Source organism: uncultured Anaerococcus sp. (assembly GCF_937934665.1).
In the GTDB taxonomy this organism is placed as follows: domain Bacteria; phylum Bacillota; class Clostridia; order Tissierellales; family Peptoniphilaceae; genus Anaerococcus.
In genome coordinates this window covers 1-23,244 of sequence record NZ_CALGYW010000157.1, presented here as the reverse complement: position 1 = coordinate 23,244, position 23,244 = coordinate 1, and the positions used below count along the sequence as shown (strand labels likewise).

General features: G+C 36.7%; 22 protein-coding genes. 21 read left to right on the top strand and 1 reads right to left on the bottom strand.

Going from position 1 to position 23,244, the window contains the following annotated elements:
- From Q0410_RS08110 to Q0410_RS08095, 4 genes are all read left to right on the top strand, one after another.
- The coding region (locus Q0410_RS08110) for a gamma-glutamyl-gamma-aminobutyrate hydrolase family protein (RefSeq protein ID WP_299035469.1) at nucleotides 1-492 on the top strand (492 nt) is incomplete at its 5' end.
- A gap of 366 nt (nucleotides 493-858) precedes the next feature.
- Nucleotides 859-5,115: a 2-hydroxyacyl-CoA dehydratase gene (locus tag Q0410_RS08105; RefSeq protein WP_299035466.1), complete on the top strand. Its 4,257-nt coding sequence runs from the start codon at nucleotides 859-861 to the stop codon at nucleotides 5,113-5,115.
- Nucleotides 5,116-5,202: 87 nt separating this feature from the next.
- Complete coding sequence (locus Q0410_RS08100; RefSeq protein WP_299035462.1) at nucleotides 5,203-6,471, top strand: Glu/Leu/Phe/Val dehydrogenase; 1,269 nt, start codon at nucleotides 5,203-5,205, stop codon at nucleotides 6,469-6,471.
- Entirely contained in the window at nucleotides 6,468-7,328 is an 861-nt protein-coding gene (locus Q0410_RS08095; RefSeq protein ID WP_299035459.1) for a hypothetical protein, read from the top strand. The genes Q0410_RS08100 and Q0410_RS08095 overlap by 4 nt, the downstream gene beginning before the upstream one ends.
- Before the next feature lie 23 nt (nucleotides 7,329-7,351).
- Here the strand turns inward: Q0410_RS08095 and Q0410_RS08090 are convergent, their stop codons facing one another.
- A complete protein-coding gene (locus tag Q0410_RS08090; RefSeq protein WP_299035456.1) occupies nucleotides 7,352-8,035 on the bottom strand; it encodes a DUF554 domain-containing protein in 684 nt (227 codons plus the stop codon).
- Nucleotides 8,036-8,318: 283 nt separating this feature from the next.
- Here Q0410_RS08090 and Q0410_RS08085 point away from each other — a divergent pair, with 283 nt between their 5' ends.
- The 17 genes from Q0410_RS08085 to guaA form a co-directional block, all read left to right on the top strand.
- Entirely contained in the window at nucleotides 8,319-8,534 is a 216-nt protein-coding gene (locus Q0410_RS08085; RefSeq protein ID WP_299035453.1) for a helix-turn-helix transcriptional regulator, read from the top strand.
- Nucleotides 8,521-9,243 carry a DUF3169 family protein gene (locus tag Q0410_RS08080; protein WP_299035450.1) on the top strand — a complete coding sequence of 241 codons (723 nt, stop codon included), beginning with the start codon at nucleotides 8,521-8,523 and terminating at the stop codon, nucleotides 9,241-9,243. Before Q0410_RS08085 ends, Q0410_RS08080 begins: the two co-directional genes overlap by 14 nt.
- A complete protein-coding gene (locus tag Q0410_RS08075; RefSeq protein ID WP_299035447.1) occupies nucleotides 9,240-10,124 on the top strand; it encodes an ABC transporter ATP-binding protein in 885 nt (294 codons plus the stop codon). The genes Q0410_RS08080 and Q0410_RS08075 overlap by 4 nt, the downstream gene beginning before the upstream one ends.
- Nucleotides 10,117-11,322 carry an ABC transporter permease gene (locus Q0410_RS08070; RefSeq protein ID WP_299035443.1) on the top strand — a complete coding sequence of 402 codons (1,206 nt, stop codon included), beginning with the start codon at nucleotides 10,117-10,119 and terminating at the stop codon, nucleotides 11,320-11,322. Before Q0410_RS08075 ends, Q0410_RS08070 begins: the two co-directional genes overlap by 8 nt.
- Before the next feature lie 223 nt (nucleotides 11,323-11,545).
- Nucleotides 11,546-12,169, top strand: a complete 624-nt coding sequence (locus Q0410_RS08065; RefSeq protein ID WP_299035440.1) for an NfeD family protein — start codon at nucleotides 11,546-11,548, stop codon at nucleotides 12,167-12,169.
- Complete coding sequence (gene floA / locus Q0410_RS08060) at nucleotides 12,169-13,113, top strand: flotillin-like protein FloA (RefSeq protein WP_299035437.1); 945 nt, start codon at nucleotides 12,169-12,171, stop codon at nucleotides 13,111-13,113. Before Q0410_RS08065 ends, floA begins: the two co-directional genes overlap by 1 nt.
- Nucleotides 13,103-13,642 (top strand): hypothetical protein, encoded by a 540-nt coding sequence (locus Q0410_RS08055; protein WP_299035434.1) that lies wholly within the window; start codon nucleotides 13,103-13,105, stop codon nucleotides 13,640-13,642. The genes floA and Q0410_RS08055 overlap by 11 nt, the downstream gene beginning before the upstream one ends.
- 48 nt (nucleotides 13,643-13,690) lie before the next feature.
- Nucleotides 13,691-14,647 carry a PhoH family protein gene (locus Q0410_RS08050; protein ID WP_299035472.1) on the top strand — a complete coding sequence of 319 codons (957 nt, stop codon included), beginning with the start codon at nucleotides 13,691-13,693 and terminating at the stop codon, nucleotides 14,645-14,647.
- A complete protein-coding gene (ybeY, locus tag Q0410_RS08045) occupies nucleotides 14,628-15,086 on the top strand; it encodes an rRNA maturation RNase YbeY (RefSeq protein ID WP_299035430.1) in 459 nt (152 codons plus the stop codon). The genes Q0410_RS08050 and ybeY overlap by 20 nt, the downstream gene beginning before the upstream one ends.
- A gap of 4 nt (nucleotides 15,087-15,090) precedes the next feature.
- Nucleotides 15,091-15,897, top strand: a complete 807-nt coding sequence (locus tag Q0410_RS08040) for a diacylglycerol kinase (RefSeq protein WP_299035427.1) — start codon at nucleotides 15,091-15,093, stop codon at nucleotides 15,895-15,897.
- A complete protein-coding gene (gene cdd, locus Q0410_RS08035; RefSeq protein WP_299035424.1) occupies nucleotides 15,894-16,289 on the top strand; it encodes a cytidine deaminase in 396 nt (131 codons plus the stop codon). Before Q0410_RS08040 ends, cdd begins: the two co-directional genes overlap by 4 nt.
- Nucleotides 16,286-17,173 (top strand): GTPase Era, encoded by an 888-nt coding sequence (era, locus tag Q0410_RS08030; RefSeq protein ID WP_299035421.1) that lies wholly within the window; start codon nucleotides 16,286-16,288, stop codon nucleotides 17,171-17,173. The genes cdd and era overlap by 4 nt, the downstream gene beginning before the upstream one ends.
- Nucleotides 17,154-17,930 (top strand): DNA repair protein RecO, encoded by a 777-nt coding sequence (gene recO / locus Q0410_RS08025; protein ID WP_299035418.1) that lies wholly within the window; start codon nucleotides 17,154-17,156, stop codon nucleotides 17,928-17,930. The genes era and recO overlap by 20 nt, the downstream gene beginning before the upstream one ends.
- Complete coding sequence (glyQ, locus tag Q0410_RS08020; protein WP_299035415.1) at nucleotides 17,920-18,801, top strand: glycine--tRNA ligase subunit alpha; 882 nt, start codon at nucleotides 17,920-17,922, stop codon at nucleotides 18,799-18,801. Before recO ends, glyQ begins: the two co-directional genes overlap by 11 nt.
- Nucleotides 18,794-20,857, top strand: coding sequence for a glycine--tRNA ligase subunit beta (gene glyS, locus Q0410_RS08015; RefSeq protein ID WP_299035412.1), 2,064 nt, complete (start codon nucleotides 18,794-18,796; stop codon nucleotides 20,855-20,857). Before glyQ ends, glyS begins: the two co-directional genes overlap by 8 nt.
- A gap of 9 nt (nucleotides 20,858-20,866) precedes the next feature.
- Nucleotides 20,867-21,697, top strand: a complete 831-nt coding sequence (locus tag Q0410_RS08010) for a pyruvate, water dikinase regulatory protein (protein WP_299035409.1) — start codon at nucleotides 20,867-20,869, stop codon at nucleotides 21,695-21,697.
- Nucleotides 21,698-21,715: 18 nt separating this feature from the next.
- Nucleotides 21,716-23,244 (top strand): glutamine-hydrolyzing GMP synthase (guaA, locus tag Q0410_RS08005; RefSeq protein WP_299035404.1); only part of this gene is annotated, 1,529 nt, incomplete at its 3' end.

The window sequence follows — 23,244 nt, the reverse complement described above, 5'->3', positions numbered from 1 at the left end:
TCAAATGCCTATGATCTTGTAGAAAATTATTCGACAGACCAAGATAGGTCTGATCTTGAACTTTTAGGCCTTGCTATAGAAGAAAACAAGCCAATCCTAGGTATCTGTAGGGGGATGCAGCTTATAGATATATATTATGGCGGCAGTCTTTATGAGGACTTGCCAAGTCAATTTGCTGGAAATATTTCTCATAGAGCAGATCAAAAAACTTTTACCTACCATAATGTAAGCTTTAATGAAAATTCGCGCCTTTATAATAAACTAGATGGAAAGTCAGTAAGAGAGGTTAATTCTTTTCATCACGAGGGGATAAGAGACTTAGCTGATTTGTTACTTCCTACGGCCTTAAGCGATGACGGCCTAATTGAAGCTATAGAAAACTCTGATTACGAAACCTTTATGATGGGAGTCCAATGGCATCCAGAATATAGTGAAGCGGGTCTTGATGATTTGACAAGGATAATATTTGATAACTTCACCAAGTCCTTATAAAAATGGGTTTTAATAAAATATTGTAATAAGAGGGATCTAATCAAAAGATTAGGTCTTTTTTTAATTAAATTATAAACAATAACTATTGTATAAAAATTAAATTATTCTATAAATCACAATAGATAAGTTTTTTCTAATAATAATTAAAATTTTCTTTTGTAAAAATTACTTTACTTAGTAGGCTGATTTTACAAAACGGCCTTTTATCTACCCTTAAAAGACTTTACTTTATTTAATCAATGGTATAATATAATTGTGTTAACCCTAGTAAAAAGGGCGGATATAAATTAGGAATATAAGAAATTTATAAGAAGTATTTATAAATATAAGGTTTATAAATTATTTATACAAATAGAGAGGAAGAATATGAACTTACACATGGGTTTAGACGTTGGTTCTACAACAGTTAAGCTGGTTGTAACTGACGACTCATTTAATACAATATATTCTGTATATACACGTCATAAATCAGACGTGAGAGAGACTGTAAAAAAAGTTCTTAAAGATGCTAGTGAGAAATTTAAGGACGATAGGGTGACTGTTGCTGTAACAGGCTCCGGAGGTATGTTTCTTGCGGATATCATTGAAACTGATTTTGTCCAAGAGGTAATAGCTGAAACTAGGGCTATCAAGGAATTTATACCAGAAACCGATGTTTTAATTGAGCTTGGGGGCGAGGATTCCAAGATAACCTATCTTTCAGGTTCTGTTGAGCAGAGGATGAACTCTATTTGTGCTGGAGGTACAGGTGCTTTTATAGATCAAATGGCATCTCTTTTAGATACTGATGCCCTTGGCTTAAATGAGCTATCCAAGTCTTATAAGAAGGTTTATCCGATAGCTTCAAGGTGTGGAGTTTTTGCCAAAACTGATATCCAAGCCCTTATGAACCAGGGAGCTAGGAGGGAAGATATAGCTATTTCAATCTTCCAATCAGTGGTAAACCAAACTATTTCAAACCTAGCTTGTGGTAGGCCAATTAGGGGAAATGTTACCTTTTTAGGTGGCCCTCTCCACTTCCTACCTGCCTTAAGAGAGCGTTTTGTAGAGACCCTAGGGGAAGAATTTAACAAGTTTTATATACCAGATGACGCTGAGGTTTACGTGGCCAAGGGGGCTGCGATTTTATCAAGCGAAGAAGGAAACTTCGTTAAAATAACAGACCTTATAGAAAAACTTGAAACTAGCAACAAAGTGGAAACAGAAGTTACTAAAAGACTTGATTCTCTTTTTAAATCTGATGAAGAATATGAAGACTTTAAAAAAAGACATAAGACTTCTAAGGTAAAATACAGAGACCTAGAAGACTACGAGGGACCTATCTATGTTGGTCTTGACGCAGGTTCTACCACATCCAAGATGGTTTGGCTATCAAAAGATATGGAGATCCTCCTTGATGATTATAGGATGAATCTAGGAAATCCCCTAGAAGTCACCATAGATATGCTAAAAGAAGGCTATAAAAAGAAAAATCCTAAGGCCTATATCGCCTCATCAGGTATTTGCGGCTACGGGGAAGATTTTATAAAAAATGCTCTCCACGTTGATAATGGTGAAGTAGAAACTATAGCCCACTACAGGGCAGCGAGATTTTTCAATCCAGACGTAGACTTTATCCTAGATATAGGTGGCCAAGATATGAAGGCTATGCATATAAGAGATGGTGTTATTGACTCTATCCAGCTAAATGAAGCCTGTTCTTCTGGTTGTGGATCATTTTTATCAACCTTTGCTGCATCTGTTTCAATGGATGTAAAAGAATTTCAACAAGAAGCTATTAAGAGCAAAAAGCCAGCAGACCTTGGTTCTCGTTGTACAGTTTTTATGAACTCCAAGGTCAAACAAGCCCAAAAGGAGGGTTCAGAAGTAGCAGACATAGCTGCAGGCCTTTGCTATTCTGTAATTAAAAATGCTATTCAAAAAGTAATCAAGATTAGAGACCCAAAGACACTCGGCGAAAATATAGTAGTCCAAGGTGGTACTTTTTATGGAGATGCCATCCTAAGAGCCTTTGAAAAATTATCTGAAAGAGACGTTACTAGACCTGAGATTGCAGGACTTATGGGAGCTATGGGTATGGCTCTAATAGCCAAGGATAAATCTACAGGTACATCTGACCTTTCAGACCTTGCTGAGCTTGAAAACTTCTCCTATGAACAAAAATCAGCCAGATGTGGTAAGTGTACCAACAACTGTGCCCTTATTATAAATATATTCTCAGACGGCAGAAAATATATCACTGGCAATAGGTGTGAAAGGGGAGCAGGAGTTAAGCTTGATAAGTCCAAGGATGACTTAAATATGTACAAGTTTAAGTACGACCTCCTCTTTAATAGGGATACCTTGGGAGATAAGGCAAGGTTTGGGAGAGTTGGTATACCGAGAGTCTTAAATATTTACGAAGATTATCCATTCTGGCATAGGTTTTTTACATCCCTTGGCTTTGATATAGTCTTATCTGATAAGTCATCCAGGGAAATTTACGAAAAGGGAATTTCTTCAATTTCATCAGAAACTGCCTGTTACCCAGCCAAACTTAGCCACGGCCATATAGAAAATCTAATCGAAAAAAATCTAGATATGATTTTCTACCCTGCAGTTTTCTATGAATACAAACAGTATGACAAGGCACAAAACCATATGAATTGCCCAGTTGTATCTGGATATCCTGACGTAATAGAAAATAACGTTGATGGCCTAAAGGATATAAAATACCTTGCTCCATATATCTCCTTTGAGAGCGAAGATATTATCAAAAAGAGAATGGTAGAAGTCTTTGACGGCTATGAATTTAATGGAAATGTATTAAATAAAAAACATATCGAAAATGCAGTTTCAAAGGCCTGGCAGGCCCAACAAGCCTACCACGACGAGATAAGAGCAAAGGGTAGGGAATTAATTGATTTTGTTAATAAAAACGACTTAAATGCCATAGTCTTAGCTGGTAGACCTTACCATATAGATCCAGAGATTAACCACGGTATAGCAGACTTAATCGAGTCTATGGACATACCAGTCCTATCAGAAGACGCTGTATCTTATAATATCGATGACCTTGATAGCAAGCTTAGGGTCCTTGACCAGTGGTCTTATCACGCAAGACTTTACAGGGCAAGTGAGTATGTAGCAGCCAATAAAAACCTTCAACTAATCCAGCTAAATTCCTTTGGTTGTGGGCTTGATGCGGTAACTACTGACCAGGTTGAAGATATACTTAAAGCATCAGGAAAGATTTATACCCTTTTAAAAATAGATGAGGTTTCAAACCTGGGGGCTGTTAAAATAAGGATTAGGTCCCTACTTGAAGCTTTAAATCAGAAAAAAATTGAAGGCCTAGAATTTGACCTTGATCCAATCGAAGAAGACCTTGACCACCAAATCTTCACCAAGGAAATGCGTGAAGAAGGCTACACCATCCTTGCTCCACAGATGGCAAGGGACCATTTTAAGATAATGGAAGGGGCTTTCAAAGATACTCCTTATAATATAGAGTTTTTAAATAAAATCGACAAGGATGTTATTAATGAAGGGCTTAAATACGTAAATAATGACTCCTGCTACCCATCAATTACTGTTGTAGGGCAAATGTTAGAAGCAGTTAATTCTGGTCGCTACGACACAGATAGGATTGCCCTTCTAATGAGTCAAACAGGTGGAGCTTGTAGGGCAAGTAACTACGTAGGCTATATAAGGAAGGGACTAAAAGATGCGGGATATCCAAATATTCCAGTAATTGCCCTTTCAGCCCAGGGTATTGAAAAAAGTCCAGGCTTTGACTTGGTATCTTTCAAAAATATTCCTCTCTTAAAAAAGATGCTTAGGGCTATTTTATTGGGAGACCTATTAAACAGGGTGGCCAATGCCACAAGACCTTATGAAATAGAAAAAGATGCTACTAATAAGCTTAAGGAAGCCTGGATAGATAGGCTAACAGAAGAGATAAGTAGGATGGATAGGGCAAAATACAAGAGAGCTGTCAAGGATATTGTTAAAGACTTTGACCAGATTCCTGTTTGCCATAAGGACATACCTAAGGCAGGTATAGTTGGGGAAATTTTGGTTAAATTCCTCCCAGAAGCCAATAACCATCTCCAAGACGTCCTTGAAGCAGAGGGAGCAGAGGTAATAGTTCCTGACCTTACAGACTTTTTCCTATATTGCTTTAAAAATGCGGAATTAAAGAGAGACCTATATGGTAAAAGCTCTATAAATGCAAGTCTTGCCCGTATGGGAATTGGCCTTATAGAAAACTATAGAAAACCAATTAGAAAGGCCCTTAAGGAAAGTGTTCATTTTGACCAACCTAGACATATAGATGATATATCAGACCTTGCAAGTGAGGTGACAAGTCTAGGTAACCAAGCTGGTGAAGGTTGGCTATTAGCTGGAGAAATGGTTGAGCTAATAGAGGCGGGTGCACCAAATATCGTCTGTATCCAACCATTTGGCTGCCTGCCAAACCACATCACAGGCAAGGGTGTTATGAAAAAAATCAGAGAAATCTATCCAGAAGCTAACATCGTAGCCATAGACTATGACCCAGGTGCAAGTGAAGTTAACCAGGTAAATAGGGTTAAGCTAATGATGAGTGCTGCTAGAGATAAGATAAAAGAAGCAAATTAAAAAACTGGCCTTAGGGTCAGTTTTTTTTTAGGAAAAATGGCGTATAATACTAAAAAAGTTTATTTTGAAATTAAGAAAGAAGGCAATATGACAAAAGCTTACGATCAACTTATAAACCTACAAAAAAAGTTAAAGAAAGTATCTGACCTTGCAGGATTTTCTGAGTCTTTTTACGAACTTATAAAAGAACCTGAAAGGGTAATTGAGGCAAATATACCTGTGAAGATGGATGATGGCACAACCAAGACTTTTAAGGCCTTTAGGTCTGCCCATTCAACAGCCCTAGGTCCTGCTAAGGGCGGGGTTAGATTTGATGAGTCTGTGACCTATGAAGAAGTCAAAGTTTTATCGACCCTCATGAGCCTTAAGGTGGGCCTTCTTGGTCTTCCTCTTGGTGGGGGCAAGGGCGGAATTGTTGTTGACCCTAAAAAATTATCTGCAAGAGAACTTGAAAGTCTTTCTCGTGGTTTCGTCAGGGCAATGAATAATTACCTTGGACCAAGAATTGACGTCCCTGCTCCAGATGTAAATACCAATGCCAAGATTATGGGATATTTTGCTGATGAATACATTGCCCTAAATGGATCTCGCCATGATATAGCAACCTTTACAGGCAAGTCTGTTGACATGGGAGGCTCTCTTGGAAGAACTGAGGCAACAGGCTTTGGAGTATACCTAACAATTAAAAAATACTACGAAAAAATTGGTAAAAGCCTAAATGGAGCTACTTTCGCCATCCAAGGTTTTGGAAATGTTGGATCTTACACAGCCAAATATTTGGTAGCAGATGGGGCGAAACTTGTTTCTATAAATTCTAAAGACTACACCCACCCACATGGGGCTTACGCTATCTATGATGAAAATGGTCTTGATACAAAAAAGGCCCTAAAAGCCAAGGAAGAAACTGGGTCAGAATTAAATATCGATGCGAAGAAAATTACAACAGATGAATTTTTTGCCCTAGATGTTGACATCCTAATCCCAGCCGCCCTAGAAAATGTAATTGACGAGACCAATGCAGGTGAAATTAAGGCAAAACTAGTAGTAGAAGCTGCAAACGGCCCTGTAACTGAAAAAGGAGAATCTATCTTAAATGAAAAAAATATCCCACTTATCCCAGATATTCTAGCAAACTCAGGTGGAGTCCTAGTTAGTCACTATGAATGGATCCAAAACATTACAGCTTCTTATTGGGATGAAAAAGAAGTTAGGGCTAAGCAAGAAAAGGATATGGCAAGGGCTATAGAAGAAGTCTTTGAAAATAAGGATAAGTACGAAGTAACTTATAGGGAAGCAGCCTTTATCCTAAGCCTATCAAGGATTGAAAAGGCCCTTAGACTAAGGGGGAAGATTTGAGTAAAATCCGCCCTCTAGAAAGGCCTGACCTTGGCAAAGTGCGAGAGCTTTTAAACCTTGCCATAAAGGATGAAACCCACTATTCTTATCCGCGTTTTGAGAAAATCTCTGATATCTTTAGGGAACTTGAGTACTCTATAGAATTTATGGCAACAGAAACGCTTGTTGCAGCAGAAAATGGTGAGATATTAGGCCTTATAACTTACTTTTGGGATGAAGATGAAAAATATGTCCAAACAACCTTCCTTGTTATAAAAAATAAGGATATAAAAGTTTTTGAAAAGCTTATTTCCCATATAAAAAATGACCACGATGGCTTGTCGATAAATCTCGGCCTATCCCACACTTGCTGGCTAAATGATGAAGATTATTTTAAGGAAAATGCCCAAATAATCGAACACTCACATGTCCTAGAAGCAAAAAATATAAGAGAAAATAAAAGAGAAAGAGAAGGCTTAAGAGTCTTATCCAAGGAAGATTTTCCAAAATATCAGGTTTTCCACGATAAATTTGCAAAAGATATGTATTATAATAGCAGAAACCTTTTGAGAGACTTTGATAGGTTTAGGGTTTTTGCCAAAGAAAATCAAGGCGATATTGTGGCAAGCATCCTTGTAAAAATATATGGAAAAAATCCTTGTAAGGGCGAAATTTTTGGGATTTTTATAGATGAAAATGAAGAAAAATCTAAGATTTGCAACGAACTTTTAGAGGCTATGGCAAATTTACTTATAGATGAATTTGGTAAAATTTCTAGCCTCTTATATTTTGTAGAAGTAGACAAAAAAATAGAGCTAGAAACGGCTCTAGCAAACAGCTTTCAAAAACTTGATACCTATATGCTTTATAAAATATAAAATCCTCCGAATGGAGGATTTTTTTATATTAAATTCATAATTAGACCTATGATAACAGGTATAACTATGGCTGGAAGGGAATTTACAAGTTTGAACTTAACCAAATCCAGCATTGAAAGACCTATTGCAATTATGGTAATTCCGCCGACTCCAGAAATGTTTGCTAAGATTTCAGGACTTAAAATCGGAGCGAGGAAGCCTGCAAGGATTGTAATCAAGCCTTCATAAAGAAAGATAACCCCAGCAGAACAGGCAACTCCAAGGCCCAGAGTTGTTGATAGGAAAAGTGATGACAAGCTATCGAGGGCCGCCTTTGTGATTAAAAGAGAGATATCACCATTAACTCCTGCCTCGATTGCCCCCAAAATCCCGAAAGATCCTACACAAAAAATAAGGGTGCCTGATACAAAGCCTGTGGCAAAGTCACTATCCGAATCTTTCATAAATTTATCTTTAAGTATGTTGGCAAAATTATTGAGTTTGCCTTCTAGGTCAAAATATTCACCTATCACAACCCCGATTATTATTGAAATTAGAACAATCATCATATCGCCTTTGAGAGCGGATTCTATACCTATAACTATAATTGTAAGCGTTAAGAACTTCATGATTGAGTCTTTGTAGCAAGGTTCTATGTAATGAGCAAGTTTGTGGCCGATAAGGCCTGATAAGAAAACCGCGAGAGCATTTATAGCAACACCTAACATAAGCTTCTCCTAAAAAATATATTCTTACTTATATTATATATGAAAAATCAAAAAATGCATAAAAATGTGAATTTTTCTATTTAGTCATTGTTTATGCAAAATGTATTTACGATAAATCTAATTAAATATTTAAATTCAAACTTTATAATTTTGTTATATGTATATTCATAAATAAATTTAAAAACTTATTAAAAAATATTTTTAAGATTAATATTGACAAATAAAGTTGTCAATTATATAATAATGACAAGAATAGTTGTCAATTATTTTGAAAGGAGGCCGAATGGAACTTATAAATAATTTGGCGGACTTTAGAAAAAAGGCAGGATACAACCAAGCCGACCTTGGCAAACTAGTCGGAGTCAGCCGCCAAACCATAAGCCTAATAGAAAGAGGAGATTACAACCCATCTGTAACCGTGGCTCTTACAATAGCTAAGGTTTTGGATGTGGATATTAATGAGATTTTTAAGTTGGAGGATAGTGATGAAGAAAAATAAGAAAACATTCCTAGCTAGGGTTCTTTATATGGCTGGTTTTGGATTGCTAGTTGGTTATGGATCAGGTTTTATTTTTAATAAATTAAATATAGGTGGCCTTATTGAAGTACTTTCTAGATTTTTAAGCCAAAACATCTTGGTTTTAACTATAGGAATTTGTAGTATATTCGCCGTTTCTGGCTTATATTTTTATATAAAAGCAAAAAAAGAAGTTGAAGATGGCCTGAGGGAAGATGGTTTTATAGAAACAAAGTATATAGATTACGCAAATGCAATGAGAGATGCTGGATTATTCAGCCTTTTATCTCTTATAATAATTATTTATAATGAGATGAAAAAAAGTTCTGATCCATTAAAAAATACTTTAATTATATTTGTAATTCTATTTGTATTTACAGCTATAAACTCAATCATATCTTACCTAACTTATAAACTTGTAAAAAAAATTGAACCAGAAAGAAAAACCGACGTATTTGATTTCTTTTTTGATAGAAAATTCGTGGCCGAATCTGATGAAAGGGATAAATTAAGATATTACAAAAAAGGATATTTAGCCTTTAAGAGAATGATAATATGTCAATTTGTGATAATTATTATCCTATCTGGTTCGGCTCTTTATGAGGAAATCAACCCGGTAATTAGCTTAATTGTCCTTGTACCTTGTTTGGTTGGGGTTTTCACAAATGGATTTGCAGGAGAGAGATCATGATTGAAATAAAAAACTTATCTAAAAATTTTGGAGACCTAAGGGCTCTCGATGACGTAAGCTTTAATGTCAATAAAGGTGAACTTTTTGGTGTGATTGGTCAAAACGGGGCAGGCAAATCTACGCTTTTTCGCTCCATGATGAATTTCTACGACCACTTTGACGGACAAATCCTCTATGAGGGAGAGAAAATGAGTAAAGTTCCCCTTGAAAAAATTGGTTTTCTTCCAGAGGAACGTTCGCTTTCGCCAAAGAAAACCATTAGGGAAGAGATAAAATATTTTGCAAGGCTAAATCAAATGAAAAATCTTGATGATGATACCTTAGAAAAATACTTTGACCGTTTTGAAATCAAGGGGACTCTTGATGATAAGATCAAATCCCTATCAAAAGGCAACCAGCAAAAAGTCCAGCTTCTAGTAAGCCTAATCTATAAGCCGGAATTCTTAATTTTAGACGAACCTTTCTCAGGTCTTGATCCTTATAATGCCAATCTTCTCATGGGAATAATCAAGGAAATCAACGCCGAAGGGACTACCATTATTTTTTCTTCCCACAATATGGAAAATGTCGAATATCTTTGTGACAGGCTTATCATGCTAAAAAATGGAAAAATTGTCCTAAAGGGTTCCCCAAATCAGATTAGAAATTTCTATGAAAAAGACCTTGTAAAAGTTAGAACAGATGCAAATTTATCAGAGATTTTCTCTCACTATGACATAAAAAGAGAAAGCAATCTTTGGACTATCAGATTAGAAAAGGAAGAAGATGGCAGGGAAATTTTTGCTAGTCTTTCAGAAAAATTAGGCTACCTTGAAATGTTTAGCCAAGAACCCCCAAGCCTAAATGAAATCTTTGCAAGAAAGGTGGAAGAAAATGAATAGAAAATTAATAGTAGCCTTAGACTCCTTCAAAAAACAAATGAAATCAGTCGCCTTCTGGGCCATGGTAGTCGTACCAATTCTTGTGATGTTAGTGCCTGTCGGCATTAATTATTTCCTAGAAAAGTCAGATAGCAAAAAACTTGGAGATGACGGTGGCAAGTACAATCTTGTAGCAGATGAGTCTATAAAGCCATATCTTGTGGATATGGAAAATGAATTTGTCTTTGTGACAGAAAAGAAAGCCAAAAACAAGCTTTCAGATCAAGATATAGAATCTTACGGGAAAATGTGGATAGAAAATGCCAGGGTAAGACTTATTATAAACACAAAAACTATGGACGCCAAGGCCCTCACAACTCTTCCAAAACTTGCTGAAGAGATTCAAAAAAACATCAACCTAGAAAATGCAGAACTTAGCCTAGAAGAGCAAAGCTTTATGACAAGAGAGCCTTATGTCAAGATAAATCAAATCGATAAGGGAAAAAGCCTTATGATCTACGCTTCATATTTCATCCTCCTGATGTTTATGTATTTTATGCTAATCATGTACTCAAATATCCTTGTTGTAGATATTGCCACAGAAAAAGGCTCCAAGATGATAGAATTTATCTTCTCATCTGTATCTGCCAAAGATTATTTCGCAGGGAAAATTTTAGGAAACTTCCTAGCAATCATATTCCATTCCCTAATCTATATAGTTTTGGGAATAATTTCCTATTTTGTAATCAAATCCAAGGGGCTTTTGGATATGGTAAAAGTCGACCTAAGCCTTGATCAGACAAGCCTTATAATGGTTGGAGAAATTTTCCTATTAATAATTCTAAGCCTACTTGCCTACATGATCATAGCCGCCATGCTAGGATCTCTAGCAAGCAAGCAGGAAGATGCATCAAAGGTCGCAACCCCTCTTATGGTCACAATTATAGGAGCCTTCATGGTTGCAATGATATTTATGAACCGCCCAGTAAATGCTTTTGTGAAAGTCGCATCTTTTGTGCCTTATATATCAGTATTTTTCATGCCTTTAAGAATTATAAAAGGCGGTGCCGGGCTAATGGAAGCTGGGATTTCTATTTTAATCCTACTTGTAGGGCTTTATATAACCTATATACTCGCTTCAAAAGTCTACAAAAAACACATATTAAATTATTCGGCAGATTCACTTTTTATTAGAAAGAAAAAAGTAAAAGCCAAATAAAAATTAAAGGAGTTTAGGCTCCTTTTTTTTGTAAAAAATAATATTAGGAAAATCTTATCAGGAAGGAGTTTTTAGCCTTGGCAAAAGTCCTCGTTATGTTGATTTTTGACTTGATTTACTAGATAATAATTATAAGGAAGAAAGATGAAGAACTTATTATTTTAAGATATATTTTTATAGGTATTTCTTAAAGATAAGTTAAAAATGAGAAATGGAGGAAGCTATGCTAGGAAATGACCTACTAATTGCGACAAGTTTTATCCTTGCAGTCATATCCTTGATATGTATCTTATTTACAGAGAAGAAAGTCCTTTTTGGGGTGATTTCTGTCGTGCTTTTCGCTTATTTTTATATTGCAAATGCCAAGTATAATATAGCGGACAATGTGACTATTATCGCCTTTATAGCAGGTATATCCCTACTGAGCTTAGAGATTTTTATTCCTAACTTTGGAATAATAGGAGTGGCGGGTCTGGCTCTTACAATTTATTCGGTAATGGATTCTTTTACAAATCCACAAACTGGAATATTTGTGATAATTGCAACGGGCCTGGCTGTGGTTTTGACCATGACAGTCTTTGTAAAACTAGGCTTTAGGGCAAATCTTTTTGATAATTATGTATTAGAAACAAATCATAAGGCAAAGGCAGGGGCTCACAAGACTAAGGATAAAAACGAACTTATTGGCTCTATTGGTACAACAAAAACCATACTTAGGCCAACAGGCAGGATTGAAATTGACGGCGAAATTTATGACGCTATGGCCAGGGCAGAATTTATCGAAAAATCTAAGGTGGTTTCTGTTATAGATGTTAAAGATGGCCACATTATAGTAAAGGAGATGTAATGGAATTTATAATTATAGGACTAATCTTTGTATTAGTCGTAGTATTTTTTACAATGGTACCAGTTGGTCTTTGGATCACAGCAAGATTTTCAGGTCTTAAAATATCAATGGCAAGCCTTGTGGCTATGAGATTTAGGAGACTTTCTCCATCTAAAATCATAAACGCCATGATAAAAAGTCACCAGGCAGGTATCCATATAGAAACCAATGACCTTGAAAGCCACTACCTTGCAGGTGGTAATATCAACCAAGTAGTTGATGCCCTTATAGCGGCAGAAAGAGCAAATATAGACCTTTCTTTTGAACAAGCTGCAGCAATCGACCTTGCAGGCCGTAATGTTTTTGAAGCTGTTCAAGTATCTGTTACACCAAAGGTAATTAACACACCAGTTATAGCAGCTGTTGCAAAAAATGGTATCGAAGTAAAGGTAATTGCCAAAGTAACAGTAAGGGCCAATATCGAAAGACTTGTCGGTGGTGCTGGTGAAGAAACCATCATAGCCAGAGTCGGTGAAGGTATCGTAACAACTGTAGGCTCTTCAGAAACCCACGCAAAAGTACTAGAAAACCCAGACAATATTTCTCAGACAGTACTAAATAAGGGTCTTGACTCAGGTACAGCCTTTGAGATTTTATCAATTGATATAGCAGATGTGGATGTAGGTAGAAACGTAGGTGCTGAGCTTCAAAGAGACCAGGCAGAGGCTGATAAAAATATTGCCCAAGCCAAGGCTGAGGAAAGACGTGCCCAAGCTATAGCCCTTGAACAAGAAAATAGGGCCAAGGTTGTAGAAGCTGAAAGTGAGATTCCACTTGCTATAGCCCAAGCCTTTAAAGATGGCAATCTTGGAGTTATGGATTATTACAATCTCCAAAATGTAAAAGCAGATACCGACATGAGAAAGTCAATCTCAAATGATGAGGCTGACCTAGATGTCAAATAAAAATAAATCCTTCCTTTCCTTTTTAGACGAACTTGCAGAAGAAATTAACGAAGAAAAGGAAAGTAAGAGAGCCTTTAAAAAAGAATCAAGCCCCCTAAGAAATAAAAAGAGAAAATCTGGCTCTATTTTTACTTTTTTAAATGATTTAGCAGAAAATATAGAAGTAGAGTTTGGACAAGCTAATAAGGCAGATAAGGCTGATCTAGAGGCCCAAAGAAGGTTAAAGGCTAAACTTAGTAATAAGCACCGGGATAAGTTAAAAAAATCCTCTTACCAACAAAATGATACTCATAGTCTAGCTAAGGAAAGCTTAGAAGAAATCAGAAAAACCGATAATGAAAATGGTTCTATCAAAGCTAGGAGTAAGGAAGGGGACAGCGCCGCCTTAAAGAGACTTAGGGAAGTTGAGAAGAGAGAAAAGACAGATAGAATTAGAGAAGAATTGGCGAAGAAGAAAAATAGAAAGAGGCTCAAAGATGCCATAATAATGGCAGAAATTTTGGGTCCGCCAGTTTCGAAGAGACGCTAGGAGATAAGTATTAAAGAATTTTTAGAAATAGAAGAGCCAGAGAGAATTATTTCTCTATTTGGCAATTTTGATTCGAATAGAAAATATATAGAAGATAGGTTTGATGTTAAGCTAAAGCTTAAGGACAATAAGTTAGAAATCAAGGGCGAAGACGGGAACGTAGACCTTGCTAAAAAACTTGTTATCCAGCTTTTAGGCGAAATAAAGAGAAATGAAAATCTTGATTTTCAAAAGATAAAATATGATGCAGATATGCTCGAGAGGGAAAACAAGGATGTGGTAAAGGCCCTCCTTGACCAAGTAATCGTAACAACTGCAGCAGGTAAGCCAATTAAGCCAAAGACTTTAGGACAAAAATCCTATATAGATAAAATTTTATCTAATGACATAGTTTTTGGTATAGGGCCTGCAGGTACTGGTAAGACTTACCTGGCTGTGGCTATGGCTGTAAGAGCCTTTAAAAACAACGAGGTAAATAGGATTATCCTCACTCGTCCAGCAGTAGAAGCAGGCGAGAGCCTAGGATTTTTGCCAGGAGATCTGCAAGATAAGGTAGACCCTTACCTAAGACCTCTCTACGATGGGCTTTTTGAAATTTTAGGTTTTGAAACCTACCAGGCCCTAGTTGAAAAGGGCATCATAGAAGTTGCTCCCCTAGCCTATATGAGGGGAAGGACTCTTGATAATTCCTTTGTAATCCTAGATGAGGCACAAAATACAACCTATGAGCAGATGAAGATGTTTTTAACCCGTTTAGGTTATGGGTCAAAGGCTATAATAACTGGAGATAAGACCCAGGTAGACTTACCTAGTGGTAGAAAATCAGGTCTTGTTTCAGCAAGCCAGATCCTAAAAAATGTTCTAGGGATTGATTTTTTAAACTTCACATCAATAGACGTTGTCCGCCACCCACTTGTTCAAAGGATAATCGATGCCTATGAAAAGGACGATATAAAAAGAGAAGAAAAGAGAAAGAGGAGAGAAAATGAATCTTCTGATAACTAATGATACTGGTGAAGATTTAGATCTCGACCTTATAAGAGAAAGGGCCGAAAGAACCATAGAAAAAGTCCTTGAGCTAGAAAATTTCACCCAAAATGCAGAAGTTTCCCTATCTATTGTTGATGAGGATAGCATTCATAGGCTAAATAAGGAGTACAGAAATGTAGATAGACCTACAGATGTATTATCTTTTCCTATGGATGAAGAAGGCTTTGATAATAAGGGTAATTCCCTCTTTCTTCTTGGGGATATAGTTATTTGCCTAGATGTGGCAAGGAAGCAAGCAGAGGATTTTGGCCACTCTCTTGAAAGAGAGATGATGTATCTAATCTGCCATTCAACCCTTCATCTTCTAGGCTACGACCATATTGAAGAAGACGGTAAAAAACTTATGCGCTCTAAAGAAAAAGAGGTTATGAAAAACCTAGGAGTTTTCAAATAGATTAATGGATAAAAACTACGATGACCTTAAAGAAAATTTAAAAAAAGAGATTCTCGAAGAATTAAATAAAGACGAGGGGGAGGACTTTGAGCCTTTAAAACTAAGCCATGGGCAAAAATTCCTAAAGGGTTTTGACTATGCCTATGAAGGCTTGGTTTATGCTATAAACCATGAAAAGAACATGAAATTTCATTTTTTGGCAGCCTTCTTAGTCCTAATAACATCCTTATTTTTTAGCCTATCAAGGCTTGAAATGATGTTTTTAGTCTTTGCTATAGCCTTTGTTGTTGCCCTTGAGCTTTTAAATACAGCCATAGAAGAGATAGTAGATCTCGCAAGCGGTGGCAAGTACTCCAAGCTTGCCAAGGCCGGCAAGGACGTAGCTGCAGCTGCGACTTTTATAGCAGCCTTAAATGCGATTTTTATTGGGTATTTAGTATTTTTTGATAAGTTTTTAAACTTTTATGATTCAGTTATCCTAAAAATTGCCAGACGCCCATCCCACCTAGCCCTTATTACCATTTCCCTAGTAATAATTCTTACAATTTTCCTTAAAGGAGTCTTCTATGAGGGGCACGGAACAGCCTTTAAGGGAGGTTTTGTCTCAGGCCATACATCTGTTGCCTTTTGCCTATCAACCATAGGAGTTTTTTTGGTAAGTGAACCTCTAGTAAGGCTGGTCCTAGTAGGTCTTGCCCTTATAGTGGCTGAATCTAGATATGAGGCAGATATACATTCGACAAAAGAAATAATAAGAGGAGCCATCCTTGGTACATCCATGGCCATGGCTATATTTGGGATATTTTCATGATAGAAATAAAAGATTTGATAAAAAGAGCCTTAGAGATTAAGGATAGGGCCTATGCGCCTTATTCAAACTTCCATGTGGCATGCGTTGTTATGACAAGGTCAGGAAGGGTCTTTGAAGGAGTTAATATAGAAAATGCATCATATTCTCCTACCCTTTGTGCTGAAAGAAATGCCCTTTCTACAGCAATTACTGAAGGGGAGAGGGATTTTTCATACATAGTAGTAACAGGAGATAGTGACTATACCTATCCTTGCGGAGTTTGTAGGCAATTTATAAGAGAATTTGCAGATTCTGATACAAAGATAATTGTAGCCAAGGATACTGAGTCTTACAAGACTTATACCATAGACGAACTCCTGCCAGAAAGTTTTAACAAAAAGGATTTAAAATGAAATCAGGATTTATATCGGTAGTTGGTAGGGCCAATGTTGGAAAATCAACTCTTATGGAAAAGATATTAAAGGAGAAAATTTCCATTATTTCAAGTAAGCCCCAAACTACCAGAGATAAGATAAATATAATATACAATGACGAAGACAGCCAGCTTATTTTTATAGATACACCAGGTATTCAAAGACCAAGGAATGTCCTCCAAGAAAGGCTTTTAAGTTTTTCTAAGGATAGTCTAAATGAGTCAGACCTAGTAACTTACGTAGTGGACAATTCCCTTGAGATAGGCAAGCTTGATACTATGATAATAGACGAGTTTAGGAGGGTAAGGGTACCTATAATTCTTCTTATAAATAAGATTGATTTATTAAATGAAGAAGAAATTGAAAAAATCAAAGAAATGTACGAAGAAGTCGGACTTTTTGATAAAATCATCCTTATATCAGCCCTTGATGATAAAAATATCGAAGCCTATATAGAAGCGGTAAAAAGTTTCCTTGAAGAAGGGCCTGCCTACTATGATAGGGACATGATAACAGATAAGACAGAAAGATTTATTGTAGCTGAAATAGTCAGGGAAAAGGCCCTAAGGCTTTTATCAGAAGAAGTTCCCCACGGCCTTGCAGTAAGAATTGACGATTTTAAACAAAGAGAAAACAAGGATCTGATTGATATCAGAGCCACAATTATAGTTGAAAAAAATTCTCACAAGCAGATTGTAATCGGCAAAAACGGTAAAATGATTAAGCAAATTGGCATTGACGCGAGAAGTGAGATAGAAACTTTCCTAGATTCTAGGGTCAATCTTCAACTTTGGGTCAAGGTAGAAAAAGATTGGCGTAAAAAGGGAAAATTGGTGGATAGGTTTGGCTACGGCAGACCTTAAGGATATAAGGGGTATAGTCCTCAGGGAATTTAAATACAAGGAATCATCTAAGATTATAGAAGTATTTACAGAAGATCTAGGCAAGATTTCTGTAATTTGCCAGGGGGTTTTAAAGAAAAACTCCAAAAACCTTGGTCTAACCAATAGGTTTATCCTGGCTTCCTTTGCCCTTTATAAGTCCGGTAAGGATTTTTATGGGCTTAGGGAGGGACTTGTACTGAATCCCTACTATAAATCAAATAAAAATTTTGATATAATATTATATAAGTCAGCCATAGCTGACCTACTCTTAAGGACGATTGACCATATCCAGATAGAGACTGTTTTTACCCTCCTTACAAATTGTTTTGAAGCTTTTGAGAAAGCGGATGAAGGCTATATAAATATATTTTTGGGTTTTTTAATAAAATATATTTCCTTTTCAGGCTTTAAACCAAACTTTAAAAGCTGTGGGATTTGTGGTAAAAATATAAGGGGCAAATACTTGTATTTCTCCCCAAGCGAGTCATCAGTTATTTGTGATGAGTGTAAAGATCAAGTCTTTGATAAGGTCTTTATGACCTATGAAGAATTTGTATATTTTAATAAGCTTTTATATACCAAATCAGATGAGCTTAAAGATATAAAAATAGTAGAAAATTACCAAAAAATTGGCAAAATAATAATAGACTATTGCCTTAATAACCTAGAACTTGCGACCTACCCGTCGCTTGAATGGGTAAAAAAGGCACTCGAAAGGAATGTAAATGTATTTTGAAGATTTAATACTAAAACTAGAGGAGTATTGGAAAGAGCAGGGATGTTCTGTGATGATTCCATACGACATAGAAAAGGGTGCAGGAACAATGAACCCTCACACATTTTTAAGGGCTCTTGGACCTGAACCATGGAAGGTTTGCTATGTTGAACCATCCAGAAGACCTGCAGATGGTAGGTACGGGGAAAACCCAAATAGGCTTTACCAACACCATCAGATGCAAATTTTACTTAAACCAACCCCATCTAATATCCAAGATTTATACTTAAAATGCCTAGAGGCTATAGGTATAAATCCTAAAAAACACGATATTAGGTTTGTAGAAGATAACTGGGAATCTCCAACCCTTGGAGCCTGGGGACTAGGTTGGGAAGTATGGCTTGATGGGATGGAAATTACCCAATTTACCTATTTCCAACAAGTAGGCGGCATAAACTGTACCCTAGAAAGTGGAGAAATTACCATAGGTCTAGAAAGAATTTGTATGTACCTCCAAGACGTAGACAATGTCTATGATATCAAGTGGTCAGAAAATTTAACCTACGGTGATGTTTTCAAAATTCCAGAATATGAAAACTCTAAGTATTCTTTCGAAGATGCAGACAATGATACCCTAGAGACCCTATTTAATATTTATGAAAAAGAAGCAGCAAGGCTAATTGATCTTGGTCTAATTTATCCAGCCTATGACAATGTTTTAAAGACCAGTCATACCTTTAACACCCTCGATGCCAAGGGAGCTATCTCTGTTTCAGAAAGAAACCACTATATCAAGAGAGTTAGAGACATATCAAGCCTAGTTGCCGAAAAATACATCGAAAAAAGAGAAGAGCTTGACTTCCCTCTCTTAAGAAAGGAAAAGCATGCATAATTACCTATTAGAAATTGGTGTAGAAGAAATACCTTCAGATTATGTCAAAAATACCAAAACCCAACTAAGGGAAAAATTTGAAAAACTTCTAACAGAAAATAAATTATCCTATGAAGAAATAGAAATCGAATCAACTCCAAGAAGATTTATGATTCTTTTAAAAAATGTAGCAGAAGCCGCGAAGGCAGAAGTAATCTCTGTAAGAGGACCTAGCGTAAAAATCGCCTATGATGAGGAAAATAACCCATCAAGAGCCCTTCTTGGTTTCCTAAAGGGACAAAAAGCAGAGCTTTCTGATGTGCTTATAAAAGAGCAAAAAGGCGAAGACTACATATTTGTAGAAAAAAAGGAAGAAAGCAAGTCTTTAGAAGACGTCCTAAAAGAAGAAGTCTATGACCTAGTTAAATCCATCTCCTTCCCAAGATCAATGAGATGGGGCGGTAGATCTATTAGGTGGGCAAGACCAATTAGATGGTTTGTATCCCTCTTAGATGATAAAATCCTAGATTTTGACGCAGAAGGTATAGAAGTTGGCAATATAACAAAAGGTCACAGAAGTCTTGGCTCTGATAAGGTTGTAATAGATAAAATATCAGACTATGAAGAAAAGTTAAAAGAAAACTATGTAATCCTAAGAGCTAAGGACAGGAGAGATATCATAGTCAAGGGCCTAAATTCTCTAGCAAGCCAAGTTGGTGGAGAATACATGAAAGACGAAGGCCTTTTAGATGAGGTAGTAAATATTGTAGAATACCCAACAGTCCTAGTTGGTGAAATAGATCCAGCCTACCTAGAATTACCTAGGGAAGTTATAACAACTCCTATGAAGGACCACCAAAGGTACTTCCCAATTCTTGATGATAAGAAAAAACTATTACCATATTTCTTGCTAGTAAGAAATGGTGATGACTGTGAAAGTCAAAATGTAATAGAAGGAAACAAAAAAGTCCTAGTAGCAAGACTAGAAGATGCGAAATTCTTCTACGATATAGATGCAGCAAGTAAGCTTGAATCCTATGTAAAAGACCTAGATAACCTAGTATTTTTCGAGGGTCTTGGCAATATGGGTCAAAAGACAGAAAGACTTATGGAACTTTCTATCAGATACCAAAAAGAGCTTAACCTAGGAGAAGACATAGCAGAAGATGCTAAGAGAGCAGCCTACCTAGCCAAGGCTGACCTTGTAACAAAAATGGTAGTAGAATTTACTGAACTACAAGGAACCATGGGTGCAATCTATGCCCTAAACTCAGGTGAAAACCAAAGAGTAGCAACAGCTATAAAGGAACAGTACCTACCTAAAAACCAAAATTCAGAAACACCAAAATCAGTAGTAGGAATCTTACTTGCTATAGCAGATAAGATGGATTCTATAGTAGGTCTTTATGCTATAGAAAACTACGTAACAGGTAGCCGTGACCCATTTGGTCTTAGAAGGGCAGCCCTAGGAATAATAAATATTATCTTAGAAAATTGCATAGACGTAGATATCAAAAAACTAATTTCAGAGGCCTTACTTGTTTATACAGAAACAAACGCCCTAGCTTTTGACTACGAAAAAACCATGGACGAGACCCTAAGCTTTATCAAAGATAGACTTAAAAATAAACTTCTAGATGATGGTTATAGGTATGATATAGTAAACTCAGTTATAGATACAGACTTTACAAATATTTTGAGAATGAGCGAAAAGGTAAAGGCCCTAAGCGAATTTATAGAAGAAAATGACGACTCCCTATCCTACCTAATAAGGATAAATAACCTAGCTAAGGATAGTGAAGTGACAGAAATTAGGGAAGACTTATTAGAAACTGACCTTGAAAAGAACTTCTATGAAGAAATTTCAAGCCTTGAAGATTTAGGCCTTGCAAGTAGCGCTGACTACAAAAAAGAGCTTGAAAATATACAAGCAACAAACCTTATAGGAAATGACTATCTAGACAATACAATGATTAATGTAGACAATGAGGAAGTTAAAAATAATAGACTTGCCATGTTAAACTCTCTAAAAGAGAGAATGGCTAAAATCTTTGATATTTCTGAGATAGTAAGATAGGAGATATTGATGGAAGATTGTTTGACGATTGTAATTATAAGCGATTCAACAGGGGAAACTGCGATCAGTTATATCAAATCTGTTACTAGTCAATTTCCAGACCTAGAAACAAAGATAATTAGAAAACCAGATATAAAAAAAATATCTGAGATAGACGAAATTATGGATGAGCTTCATAAGGACTCAGTTGTAGTAATGACAGTTGCTGATAAAGACCTAGCCCACCACCTAAGGGTAAGGGCCGATAAGGAAGATATAACTGTACTTGACATACTCTCTTATGGAATCAATAAATTTGAAAAATTAACAGGCAAAAAAGCTATCAGAAAGGCAGGCCTAATAAGGACTCTTTCTAGGGGTTATTTCAAAATGATTGATGCCATAGAATTTGCAATAAAATATGATGATGGCAAGGATACAAGAGGATTTTTAGGTGCTGACCTAGTTCTTGTAGGAGTATCCAGAACATCAAAAACTCCTACAACCATGATCCTTGCTACCAAAAACTTCAAGGTAGCCAACCTCCCACTAATCCCAGAATCACAACTTCCACAAGAGCTCTTTGAAATTGATCCAGACAGGATTATAGGTCTGGTAATAGATCCTGATAAATTATCAGATATAAGGGCTCAGAGGACTAGAACCATGGGACTTGTTGGAGAAAGCAAATACTTTGACAAGGAAAGAATCAAAGAGGAGCTTACCTACGCCAAGGAGGTCTTTAAAGACCTTGATTGCAAGGTAATAGATGTAACAGAAAATACAATCGAGCAAACAGCAACAGAAATTGTTGAGTACTACTTTGAGAAATTCCCAGAAGAAAGGGAAGAAAAAAGCTAAGATAAAAGAAGGGAAAATATGTCAAAAGAAAAAATCCTAGTATTAAATTTCGGTGGTCAGACAGACCAGCTGATTGTAAGACGTGTTAGGGAAATGGGCGTATTTGCAGAAATTCATGACTGCGACACAGACCTAAATGACCTTGACCTAACAAACCTTGCAGGAATCATCCTAACAGGTGGACCTCAATCAGTAAATAACGAAGATAGCCCAAAGACAGATAAAAAAATCTTTGACCTAGGCGTGCCAGTTTTAGGAATCTGCTATGGGCACCAATTTATAAACCAAGTATACGGCGGAGAAATAGAAACACCAAAGCTTGCAGAATACGGCAAAACAGAACTTGCTATCGATAAGACTTCAAAGCTATTTGAAAACCTACCAGAAAAATCCATAATCTGGATGAACCACAAAGACAGGATAGGAAAAATAGCAGAAGGCTTTAAGGCTATAGCAAAAACTGCCAATACAGAAGTAGCTGCTATGGAAAATGTTGAAAAAGGCCTATATTCTGTACAATTTCACCCAGAAGTAGTCCACTCTGAATATGGTAGGGAAATCTTAGAAAACTTTGTCCTAAATATCTGCGGAGCAGAAAGAACTTGGAAAATGGCTGACTTTGCCACAGAAATCATTGCAGAAATTAAAGAAAAATACGATGGCGAAAAGATGATCTGCGGCCTATCAGGCGGAGTAGATAGCTCTGTAGCAGCAACCATAGTCTCAAAAGCCATAGGAGATAACCTCCAATGTATCTTTGTAGACCACGGACTTTTAAGAAAAGACGAAGCCAAATCTGTAATGGAAACTTACAAAAACCTTGGCCTAAACGTCAAAATGGTAGATAAGTCCAAAGAATTTTTATCACTATTAGAAGGCGTATCAGATCCTGAAACAAAGAGAAAAATAATCGGAAACCACTTTGTAGAAGTCTTCGAAGAAGAAGCAAAGAAAATCGGTGGAGCAAGCTACCTAGTCCAAGGAACCATCTATCCAGACGTAATCGAATCTGGTAAAGATAAGGCAAGCGTAATAAAAAGCCACCACAATGTAGGCGGCCTTCCAGAAGACATGGACTTTAAAGGCCTAGTAGAGCCACTAAGATCCTTATTTAAAGACGAAGTAAGAGCAGTAGGTGAAGAAATAGGCATCCCACACGAAATGGTATGGCGTCAACCATTCCCAGGACCAGGTCTTGCCATAAGAGTAATGGGAGAAATCACAGAAGATAAGCTAAGAATAGTCAGAGAAACAGACGCTATCCTAAGAGAAGAAGTCAAAAACTTTGGCCTAAACGAAGACATTTGGCAATACTTCACAGTCTGGACCCCAATAAAAACAGTAGGAGTAAAAGGCGATGCTAGAAGCTACGACAACGTAGTAGCCATAAGAGCCGTCACATCGACCGATGCCATGACAGTAGAAGCCGCCAACCTCCCATACGACCTACTTCAAACCCTATCAAATAGAATGATAAACGAAGTAGAAGGAGTAGGCAGGATAGTATATGATATAACCAGCAAACCACCTGGAACAATCGAATGGGA

What these genes read in the sequence shown, in the direction of transcription:
- Q0410_RS08075 (WP_299035447.1), top strand. Translation starts at nt 9,240, where the DNA reads ATGATTGAAATAAAAAACTTATCTAAAAATTTTGGAGACCTAAGGGCT.
- Q0410_RS08080 (WP_299035450.1), top strand. Translation starts at nt 8,521, where the DNA reads ATGAAGAAAAATAAGAAAACATTCCTAGCTAGGGTTCTTTATATGGCT.
- glyQ (WP_299035415.1), top strand. Translation starts at nt 17,920, where the DNA reads ATGTATTTTGAAGATTTAATACTAAAACTAGAGGAGTATTGGAAAGAG.
- Q0410_RS08070 (WP_299035443.1), top strand. Translation starts at nt 10,117, where the DNA reads ATGAATAGAAAATTAATAGTAGCCTTAGACTCCTTCAAAAAACAAATG.
- era (WP_299035421.1), top strand. Translation starts at nt 16,286, where the DNA reads ATGAAATCAGGATTTATATCGGTAGTTGGTAGGGCCAATGTTGGAAAA.
- Q0410_RS08085 (WP_299035453.1), top strand. Translation starts at nt 8,319, where the DNA reads ATGGAACTTATAAATAATTTGGCGGACTTTAGAAAAAAGGCAGGATAC.
- Q0410_RS08010 (WP_299035409.1), top strand. Translation starts at nt 20,867, where the DNA reads ATGGAAGATTGTTTGACGATTGTAATTATAAGCGATTCAACAGGGGAA.
- Q0410_RS08065 (WP_299035440.1), top strand. Translation starts at nt 11,546, where the DNA reads ATGCTAGGAAATGACCTACTAATTGCGACAAGTTTTATCCTTGCAGTC.
- Q0410_RS08090 (WP_299035456.1), bottom strand. Translation starts at nt 8,035, where the DNA reads ATGTTAGGTGTTGCTATAAATGCTCTCGCGGTTTTCTTATCAGGCCTT.
- Q0410_RS08055 (WP_299035434.1), top strand. Translation starts at nt 13,103, where the DNA reads ATGTCAAATAAAAATAAATCCTTCCTTTCCTTTTTAGACGAACTTGCA.
- cdd (WP_299035424.1), top strand. Translation starts at nt 15,894, where the DNA reads ATGATAGAAATAAAAGATTTGATAAAAAGAGCCTTAGAGATTAAGGAT.
- floA (WP_299035437.1), top strand. Translation starts at nt 12,169, where the DNA reads ATGGAATTTATAATTATAGGACTAATCTTTGTATTAGTCGTAGTATTT.
- Q0410_RS08105 (WP_299035466.1), top strand. Translation starts at nt 859, where the DNA reads ATGAACTTACACATGGGTTTAGACGTTGGTTCTACAACAGTTAAGCTG.
- glyS (WP_299035412.1), top strand. Translation starts at nt 18,794, where the DNA reads ATGCATAATTACCTATTAGAAATTGGTGTAGAAGAAATACCTTCAGAT.
- Q0410_RS08100 (WP_299035462.1), top strand. Translation starts at nt 5,203, where the DNA reads ATGACAAAAGCTTACGATCAACTTATAAACCTACAAAAAAAGTTAAAG.
- Q0410_RS08040 (WP_299035427.1), top strand. Translation starts at nt 15,091, where the DNA reads ATGGATAAAAACTACGATGACCTTAAAGAAAATTTAAAAAAAGAGATT.
- ybeY (WP_299035430.1), top strand. Translation starts at nt 14,628, where the DNA reads ATGAATCTTCTGATAACTAATGATACTGGTGAAGATTTAGATCTCGAC.